This is a genomic window from Oceanibaculum pacificum, assembly GCF_001618175.1.
Taxonomy (GTDB): domain Bacteria; phylum Pseudomonadota; class Alphaproteobacteria; order Oceanibaculales; family Oceanibaculaceae; genus Oceanibaculum; species Oceanibaculum pacificum.
In genome coordinates this window covers 1-8415 of sequence record NZ_LPXN01000038.1, presented here as the reverse complement: position 1 = coordinate 8415, position 8415 = coordinate 1, and the positions used below count along the sequence as shown (strand labels likewise).

At 67.6% G+C, this 8415-nt stretch carries 7 protein-coding genes; 2 read left to right on the top strand and 5 right to left on the bottom strand.

The window, feature by feature from the left end:
- Positions 1-42 precede the first annotated feature (42 nt).
- From AUP43_RS03530 to AUP43_RS03520, 3 genes are all read right to left on the bottom strand, one after another.
- Positions 43-912 carry a DUF4743 domain-containing protein gene (locus tag AUP43_RS03530; RefSeq protein WP_067552797.1) on the bottom strand — a complete coding sequence of 290 codons (870 nt, stop codon included), beginning with the start codon at positions 910-912 and terminating at the stop codon, positions 43-45.
- A gap of 20 nt (positions 913-932) precedes the next feature.
- Positions 933-1640 (bottom strand): J domain-containing protein, encoded by a 708-nt coding sequence (locus AUP43_RS03525; protein ID WP_067552793.1) that lies wholly within the window; start codon positions 1638-1640, stop codon positions 933-935.
- A 212-nt stretch (positions 1641-1852) separates the two neighbouring features.
- On the bottom strand, positions 1853-2878 hold the full coding sequence (locus tag AUP43_RS03520) for a Fe(3+) ABC transporter substrate-binding protein (RefSeq protein ID WP_067552790.1): 1026 nt from the start codon (positions 2876-2878) through the stop codon (positions 1853-1855).
- Positions 2879-3061: 183 nt separating this feature from the next.
- On the opposite strand from AUP43_RS03520, the gene AUP43_RS03515 reads away from it, so the two are divergent.
- Positions 3062-3790: a hypothetical protein gene (locus tag AUP43_RS03515; RefSeq protein ID WP_067552787.1), complete on the top strand. Its 729-nt coding sequence runs from the start codon at positions 3062-3064 to the stop codon at positions 3788-3790.
- Here AUP43_RS03515 and gluQRS read toward each other — a convergent pair.
- Positions 3787-4623: a tRNA glutamyl-Q(34) synthetase GluQRS gene (gene gluQRS, locus AUP43_RS03510; protein WP_067552784.1), complete on the bottom strand. Its 837-nt coding sequence runs from the start codon at positions 4621-4623 to the stop codon at positions 3787-3789. The two genes, AUP43_RS03515 and gluQRS, sit on opposite strands and share 4 nt — an antisense overlap.
- A gap of 67 nt (positions 4624-4690) precedes the next feature.
- On the opposite strand from gluQRS, the gene AUP43_RS03505 reads away from it, so the two are divergent.
- Positions 4691-5341 (top strand): alpha/beta hydrolase, encoded by a 651-nt coding sequence (locus tag AUP43_RS03505; protein WP_067552781.1) that lies wholly within the window; start codon positions 4691-4693, stop codon positions 5339-5341.
- Positions 5342-5491: 150 nt separating this feature from the next.
- On the opposite strand, the gene polA is transcribed toward AUP43_RS03505, so the two are convergent.
- Positions 5492-8311, bottom strand: a complete 2820-nt coding sequence (polA, locus tag AUP43_RS03500) for a DNA polymerase I (RefSeq protein WP_067552778.1) — start codon at positions 8309-8311, stop codon at positions 5492-5494.
- Between the last annotated feature and the right edge of the window lie 104 nt (positions 8312-8415).

The window sequence follows — 8415 nt, the reverse complement described above, 5'->3', positions numbered from 1 at the left end:
GTCTGCGCGTCCCTCTCCCCTGCCGGGGCGAGGAAAAGCATTTTACCGGTGCAGGCCCGAAACGAGGGCGAGGTAGTCCGGGTGGTCGGGGTCGAGATGGCCGTGGCGGATCAGGAAGTCGATGATCACCAGATTCACGTTGAACTTGAAATCGTCGGTCGTGTCGACAAGGCGCATTGCCTCGGCGACCGGCATCAGGCGGAAATCCTCCAGCTCGCCATCCTGGCAGACCGGAGTGAAGTCGGCCGGCACCTCCAGATCGTAGCAATAGAGCACGTCGCGGCGCAGCCCTTCCTGGCGGCTGTCGCCGGCCAGCTCCGGCCCCAGCTCCATCGTGTAGGTGATGGCCCCGGCGGGATGGGCGCGCCGGGCCAGCGCCGGCGGCATGCCGGCCTCCTCGCCGCATTCCTTGATCAGCGTCTCGCGCGGGCCCAGCCCGTCGCCCATGCCGCCGGCGACCATATTGTCGAGCTTGCCGGGGGCGACGTTCTTGGTGCGCGAGCGGCGGCCGATCCACAGATGCGGACCGTCCGGCCGGCGGACATACCCGTTCAGATGCACGCCGAAGGCGATGATGCCGAAATGCGGCACGGCGGCCCGATTGATTCGCATCAGAATCGATCCGCCAGGCCGCGCCATCACCGGATATTCCTCCAGCCTGATCTTCGGCACGATGCCGTCGGCGACCAGTGTCTCGGCCACCTCGGCCATCGCCTCGGTGCGGGCCTCCACCTCGCTCAGGGCGGGGGAGAGCAGCACCCGCTCGCCAGTCACCTGGAAGGCGGAAAAATCCTTCAGCCGTTCGGCCAAGGCGTGGCGCACATGGCCGACCACCGCATCGCCGATGGCGAAGGGGCGGAAGCCGCGCAGATCGTGCCGGTTCAGGCGGGTGACGTGATCCAGAAAGCTCATCTCGGCTCCGTAAGGGCTGGTTAGCGGCGTAGCGCGTCCATGGCGGCGTTCAGCTGGCCCATGCGCAGCGTATCGCCATAAGGGGAATCCGGGTGGAAGATCATCGCCAGCATGCGGAACTTCGCCTTCAGGGTCCGGTCGTCCGGCGTGGCGTGGGAGGGGAAGCCCAGCACATGCAGCGCGTCGGCGCGGCTGCGCACGCCTTCCTTCAGCGGTTCGAAGGCGGCGGCCGACAGCATCAGCCGCAACCTCTCCAACTCCTCCTCCAGGTTTTTGATCCGCGCGGCCAGGCGCTCGGCCTCCCGTTTCGCCTCCGACGCGATCTCCCTGGCGGGAGCAGGAGCGGGGGCCGGGTTGGCGGCGGGCGGTGCCTCCGCCATCGCCAGGGCAAGGGCCAGCGCCCGGCGCAGCAGGGCGATATCCAGGCCCGGTTGCAGGCGCACTTGCAGGCGCGGCTTGCGGCGCAGCACCCGGCCCTTGGAGGCGCCGGATTTCAGCGCCACCGTCTCGCGGTCGCCGCCGGCCGGCTCGCCTGGATCGGCGGCGGCGCGGATCGCCGCCTCCGGCACGGTCAGCAGGATGGCGCGGGCCAGATCGGCGACGCTGACGCCGCGGCCCTGCGCCAGCGCCGTCACCCGGTCGCGGAACGGCGAGGGGCAGGGGATGGCGTAGGTGCGGGAGCGTTCCGCCAGCGGGCGGTGCGGCGCGGTGGCAAGGGAGTCGGGCATCGGGCCGCCGTTAAGATTTCGTTAAGAATAGAATCGGAAGCGATTCGGTCGGACGGCAGCGAAACTGCAATCGCCGCTCAGCACCAGCGATAGCGGCCGACTCCGGGGGGCGTCAACTGCAATCGCAGTTAAATATTCGTTAAGGACGAAAAAAGGGCGCGTCCCTGTTCTGGAACGCGCCCTGGCCGTCTCGCCGAAACCGGCGGGAATGCTTACTTCCAGCCCGCCTGGTCGGTGATCTGCAGGGCCTTGGCGTAATTGCTGGCGAAGGTGTCGGCGTGCAGCTCGTCTTCCTTGAATTCGCCCCAGGCCTTAAGGGTCGGGTGGATTTCCGCGCCGGCGACGACCGGATATTCGTAATTGCCCTCGGCGAAATAGCGCTGGGCTTCCGGCGTGGTCAGATATTCCAGGAATTTCACGGCGTTTTCCTTGTTCGGCGCGTATTTCGCCACACCGCCGCCGCTGATGTTCACATGCGTGCCGCGATCCTTCTGGTTCGGGAAGATCACGCCGACCTTGCTGGCGGCTTCCTTGTCCTCCGGCTTGCCGTTGATCATCTGGCCCAGATAGTAGGTGTTCGACACCGCGATGTCGGCCTCGCCCACGGCGACGGCGCGAATCTGGTCGCGGTCGCCGCCCTTCGGCGCGCGCGCCAGGTTGGCGACGATGCCCTTGGCCCAGTCCAGCGTCTTCGCCTCGCCATGCGCGGCCAGGATAGAGCCGACCAGCGACTGGTTATAGACATTGGTGGAGGAGCGGATGGCCAGCTTGCCCTTCCATTTCGGGTCGGCCAGATCCTCGTAGGTGGCGATGTCGCCCGGCTTCACCCGGTCCTTGGAATAGATGATGACGCGGGCGCGCTTGGTCAGGCCGTACCAATGGCCCTGCGGGTCGCGCAGATAGGCCGGGATGCGGCTTTCCAGCACGTCGGACTTCACCGGCTGCAGCACGCCGGCTTCCTCGGCGCGCACCAGGCGGCCGGCATCGACGGTGATCAGCACGTCGGCGGGGCTGTTCTGGCCCTCGGCCTTGAGGCGCTCGATCAGCTGGTCGGCATTGGCCTCGATGATATTGATCTTGATGCCGGTCTGCTTGGTGAAATTATCGTACAGCGCGTTGTCGGTATCGTAATGCCGGGCGGAATAGACATTCACCTCGGCGGCCGATGCGTCGACGGCGCCGAGGGCCAGCAGGCCGACGCCCGCGCCAAGAGCCAGCTTGTGGAACAGATGTCGCATGGTGAACCTCCAACGGCATAGGGTCATGAGATCGCATTTACTGCGAATGATTTGCAATTTGGTATAAGCAGGGAGATTACCGACTTGCAAGCGATTTTCAGTCACATTCGCGTGCGCGACCGTCCCATTGCGGCCATGATTCTGCGCGCCTACTTATGAGTTTCCCGCCAAGGAGATCGGAAGATGAGCGGAATTCGGGCTACCGGGCTGCGGCGCTGGGCGGTGACCGCCGGCGTCGGCCTGTTGCTGGCGGGGTGCGCCGCCGATGGTTTCTCCAGCAATCCGGTGGAGCGCAGCTTCACCTGGTTCAGCTATCTCGGCGGCGACGATATCCGCGCCGCCTGCGCCCCAGGCGGGGCGGAGCGCTATCGCTTCGTCTATAATGCCGAGGCCGACAAGCAGATACGCACCTACGACATCGCCCTGAACGATACCGGCGGGGCGATGGAATCCAATGTGCTGACCGAGGCCAACCTGTCGAATCTCAGCGTGCGCGATCCGCTGCGCCCCTGGCGCGGCAATAACGAGCGCACCGTGCTGACGCCGCAGGATGTCAGCGCCATCCGCGCCGCGCTGGCGCAAAGCGGCTTCGACCAGCCGGCCCCGCGCGGGGCCTATCTGCGCTCCGACGATTTCTACTGGACGGTCAGCGCCTGCCGCGACGGCCGGTTCCATTTCAATGCCTACAGCCGCAAGATGCCGCAGTTCGAGCGCATCTCCTTCGACGAGGCGCTGTTCGGCATCGACCCGCTGACCAAGACCGTGCCGGTGAACCCGCCGCGCGAGCTGAACCTGCCGCCTTTCGGCGCGGCTTCCTCGCAGGCCCGCATCGATAGCGGCAGCTATGCCAGCGGCCCCTATATGGTGCAGGTGGCGAGCGACGGCATGGGGCTGAAGAAGGGCCTGTTCTAAGCCATCCCGATCATCGCCCGCACCTCGGCGGGCATGCGGCCGGCCTCGCGCAGCGCCTGGAGCGTCAGGGAGCGGTCGCGCTTGGCGTAGCGCCTGCCGTCCGCGCCGGTCAGCAGCCGGTGGTGGGCGTAGAGCGGCGTCGGCAGGTCGAGCAGCGCCTGCAACAGCCGGTGGATATGCGTCGCCTCGAACAGATCCAGGCCGCGCGTCACCAGCGTCACCCCCTGCGCCGCATCGTCCAGCGTGACCGACAGATGGTAGCTGGTCGGCGTCTCCTTGCGCGCCAGCACCACATCGCCGAAGGCTTCCGGCGTGGCCGCGATCTCGCCCTTACTCTCGTCTTGCCAGGATAGCGGGCCGGCCAGGGCGGCGGCGCGGTCCATGTGCAGGCGCAGCGCGTGCGGCTCCCCGGCGGCCAGGCGGGCTTCTCGTTCCACTTCCGAAATGGCCTTGCAGATGCCTGGGTAAACCGGCCCTTCAGGACCGTGCGGGGCATGGCCGGCGCGCTCGATCTCGGCGGCGATGTCGCCGCGCGTGCAGAAGCAGGGATAGAGCAGGCCGCGCGCCGCCAGCCGGTCCAGCGCCGCCCGGTAATCCTCCAGATGCGCGGATTGCCGGCGCACCGGACCGTCCCAATCCAGCCCCAGCCAGGCGAGGTCGCCCTCAATGGCCGCCTCATAGTCCGGCGTGCAACGGGTGGGGTCGATATTCTCGATGCGCAGCAGGAACCGCCCGCCGGCCGCACGCGCCCGTCGCCAGCCTTCCAGGGCGGAATAGGCCGATCCCAGATGCAGCAGGCCAGTAGGGCTGGGGGCGAAGCGGGTGACGATCATGCGCCGCAGACTAGCCCAAGCGCTTTATGCTAGGTAAGGCCGTCATCGTCAGTTCGAAGGATATGTCATGCAGCTTTCCGGTCCCTCGCTTCCGCCCGCCGACGGCAAGCCCGCGCGCGGCCTCGTCATCCTGCTGCACGGGCTGGGCGCGGACGGCAACGACCTGATCGGCCTGGCGCCGCATTGGGCGCCGCTGCTGCCGCATGTCGCCTTCGTGTCGCCGAACGCGCCCTACCCCTGCGACATGGCCCCCTACGGCTATCAATGGTTCAGCCTGCAGGACCGCACGCCGGCCCGGGTGATCGCCGGCGTGCAGGCCGCGGCCCCGATCCTGGACGGCTTCATCGACCAGCAGATGGCCGACCATGGCCTCGCCGCCAACCAGGTGGCGCTGGTGGGATTCAGCCAGGGCACGATGATGAGCCTCTCCGTCGCCCCGCGCCGCAGCCATGCGCTGGCCGGTGTGGTCGGCTATTCCGGCCGGCTGGTCGATGACGGCTCGCTGGCGACGCAGATCACCGCCCGCCCGCCGATGCTGCTGGTTCACGGCACGCAGGACGAGATCGTGCCCTATCAGAGCCTGGAGATGTCCGCCCAGGCGCTCACCGCCCTCGACGTGCCGGTGGAGACGCTGAGCTGCCCCGGCCTGGGCCACGGCATCGACCCGGCCGGCTTGCAAGCCGGCGGCGCGTTCCTGCAAAAGGTGCTGACGGCCTGAGGGGGCCATGCCTCCGCTTACTGGATCGTCGGTTGAGCAGGCTGAACCCTGGACCCTCGGCACAAGGCCGAGGGTAACGGACTGGGCAAGTGGCAAACTGTGATTGCGGGGTGACGGCGGGAAGCAGCCGCGCCTCCAGTCCGGTGAGCCTCAGTGCGCCTGGTCCCAGCTATCGCCGACGCCGGCCTCGGCGACCAGGGGAACGGCGAGGTCGAGGACCGGGCGGGTGGCGCCTTCCATCACCTCGCGGACCAGGGCGGATGTGGCGTCCAGCTCCGCCTCCGGCACCTCGAACAGCAGTTCGTCATGCACCTGCAGCAGCATGCGGGCGGACAGGCCGGCCTGCGCCAGGGCGGCGGGGATGCGGATCATGGCGCGCTTGATGATGTCAGCCGCCGTGCCCTGGATCGGCGCGTTGATCGCCTGGCGCTCGGCGAAGGCGCGGCGCGCCGGGTTCTTGTCGGCGATGCCGGGCACATGGCATTGCCGGCCGAACAGGGTGCGCACGAAGCCCTGCCTGCGCGCTTCCTCCTTCGCCTTGTCCATATAGTCGCGGATGCCGGGATAGCGCTCGAAATAGGCGCGGATATAGGCCGCCGCCTCGCCCGGCTCGACGCCCAGCTGGCGCGCCAAGCCGAAGCCGGAAATGCCGTAGATGATGCCGAAATTGATCGCCTTGGCCTTGCGCCGGGTCATCGGGTCCATCTGGTCGAGCGGCACGCCGAACACCTGGCTGGCGGTCATGGCGTGAATGTCGATGCCGTCGCGGAAGGCCTGGCGCAGCGCCTCCAGCCCGCCGATATCGGCGACGATGCGCAGCTCGACCTGGGAATAGTCGACCGACAGCAGCTTGTGCCCCTTCTCGGCGATGAAGGCGCGGCGGATGCGCCGGCCTTCCTCGGTGCGGATCGGGATGTTCTGCACATTGGGGTCGGAGGAGGAGAGCCGCCCGGTGCTGGTTGCCGCCATGGCGAAGCAGGTGTGGACGCGGCCCGTCTCCGGGTTGATCTGGCCTACCAGCGCGTCGGCATAGGTGGATTTCAGCTTGGCGATCTGCCGCCATTCCAGAATCCTCGCCGGCAGCTCGTGCTGCACGGCCAGCGATTCCAGAATGTCGGCCCCGGTGGCGTAGGCCCCGGTCTTGCCCTTCTTGCCGCCCTGCAAGCCGATCTCGTCGAACAGGATTTCGCCGAGCTGCTTGGGCGAGCCGATGTTGAACTCGCGCCCGGCCAGCTTGTATATCTCGATCTCGTATTCGCCCATGCGGCGGGCGAAATCGGTCGACATCTCGGCCAGCACCTCGCGGTCGACCTTGATGCCCTCGCGCTCCATCTGGCCGATGATCGGCACCAGCGGCCGCTCGATGGTCTCGTAGAAAGTCAGCAGCCCGGATTCGCGCAGCCGCGGCTTCAGCAGCCGGTGCAGCCGGCCGGTCACGTCGGCATCCTCGGCGGCGTAGTCGGTGGCGCGGTCCAGCGGCACCTGATCGAATGTCACCTGGTCCTTGCCGCTACCCGCAATCTCCTTGAAGGTGATGGTCTTGTGGCCGAGATGCAGCTCCGACAGCTCGTCCATGCCGTGGCCGTGCGCGCCGCCCTCCAGCACGTAGGAGATCAGCATGGAATCGTCGATCGGGGCGACATCGATGCCCTGGCGGCGGAACATCACCCAGTCATATTTCATGTTGTGGCCGACCTTCAGGACCGACGGGTCCTCCAGCATCGGCTTCAGCAGGGCCAGCGCGCGCTGCTTGTCGATCTGCTTCGGCCGGGCCGGCGGCGCGTCCAGCAGGCTGCCCTGGCCGACCGGCGTGGCGCCGTGCGCCAGCGGGACGTAGCAGGCGCGCCCGGCCTCCAGCGACAGCGAGACGCCGACCAGCTCTGCGCTCATCGGGTTCAGGCCGGTGGTCTCGGTATCGACCGAGACGCAGCCGGCTTCGGTGGCCGCCGCGATCCAGCGGACCAGATCGGCCTCCTCCACCACCGTCTCATAGCTTTTCTGCGCCGGGGCCAGCTCGGCCGCCTGCGGGTTGGCGGGAGCGCTTCCGCCGGCAGGGGGCTGGTTGCCGCCATGCCCGGCCATCGCCTCCAGCGCGGTCAGCCGGGCGACCAGGCGCTTGAAATTATTCTCCTCGAAGAAGGCCAGCAGGGTGGCGTGCTCCGGGTCGCGCACCTCCAGCCCGTTGACCGGCACCTCCAGCGGCACGTCGTCGCGCAGCTTGACGAGTTCGCGCGAGATACGGGCCTGCTCGGCATATTCGATCAGGCTTTCTCGGCGTTTCGGCTGCTTGATCTCCGAGGCGCGGGCGAGCAGCGATTCGAGGTCGCCATATTCCTCGATCAGTTGGGCGGCGGTCTTCACGCCGATACCCGGCACGCCCGGCACGTTATCGACCGAATCGCCGGCCAGCGACTGCACATCGACCACCTTGGCCGGCGGCACGCCGAATTTCTCCATCACCTCGGCCGGGCCGATGGGCTTGTTCTTGATCGGGTCCAGCATGGTCACGCCGTCGCCGACAAGCTGCATGAGGTCCTTGTCGGAGGAGACGATGACCACCTCCATGCCCTGCTTGCGGGCGTGCCGGGCGTAGGTCGCGATCAGATCGTCGGCCTCGAAGCCGGGCATCTCGATGCAGGGCACGTTGAAGGCGCGCACCGCGTCGCGGATCAGCGCGAATTGCGGGCGCAGATCCTCCGGCGGCTCCGGGCGCTGGGCCTTGTAGGCCGGGTAGATTTCGTTGCGGAAGGTCTCGCGCGCGGAATCGAAGATCACCGCCAGATGCTGCGCGTCGATCTCCTCCACCAGCTTCATCAGCATGGCGGAGAAGCCGAACACCGCATTCACCGGCGTGCCGTCCGCCCGGGTCATCGGCGGCAGCGCGTGATAGGCCCGGAAGATGTAGCCGGAGCCGTCGACCAGATAGAGCGCGTTGCGGGCGGCGGGCGTGTCGAGCGGGGCGTCGGACATGGGATCGCGGGCCTTCAGGGTCGCGGGACAATGCCCGACACTTTAGTCCGCGCGCCGCAAGTCGCAAGCCGGGAGGTGGAGAAGGTCTCCCCTCACCCAGCTCC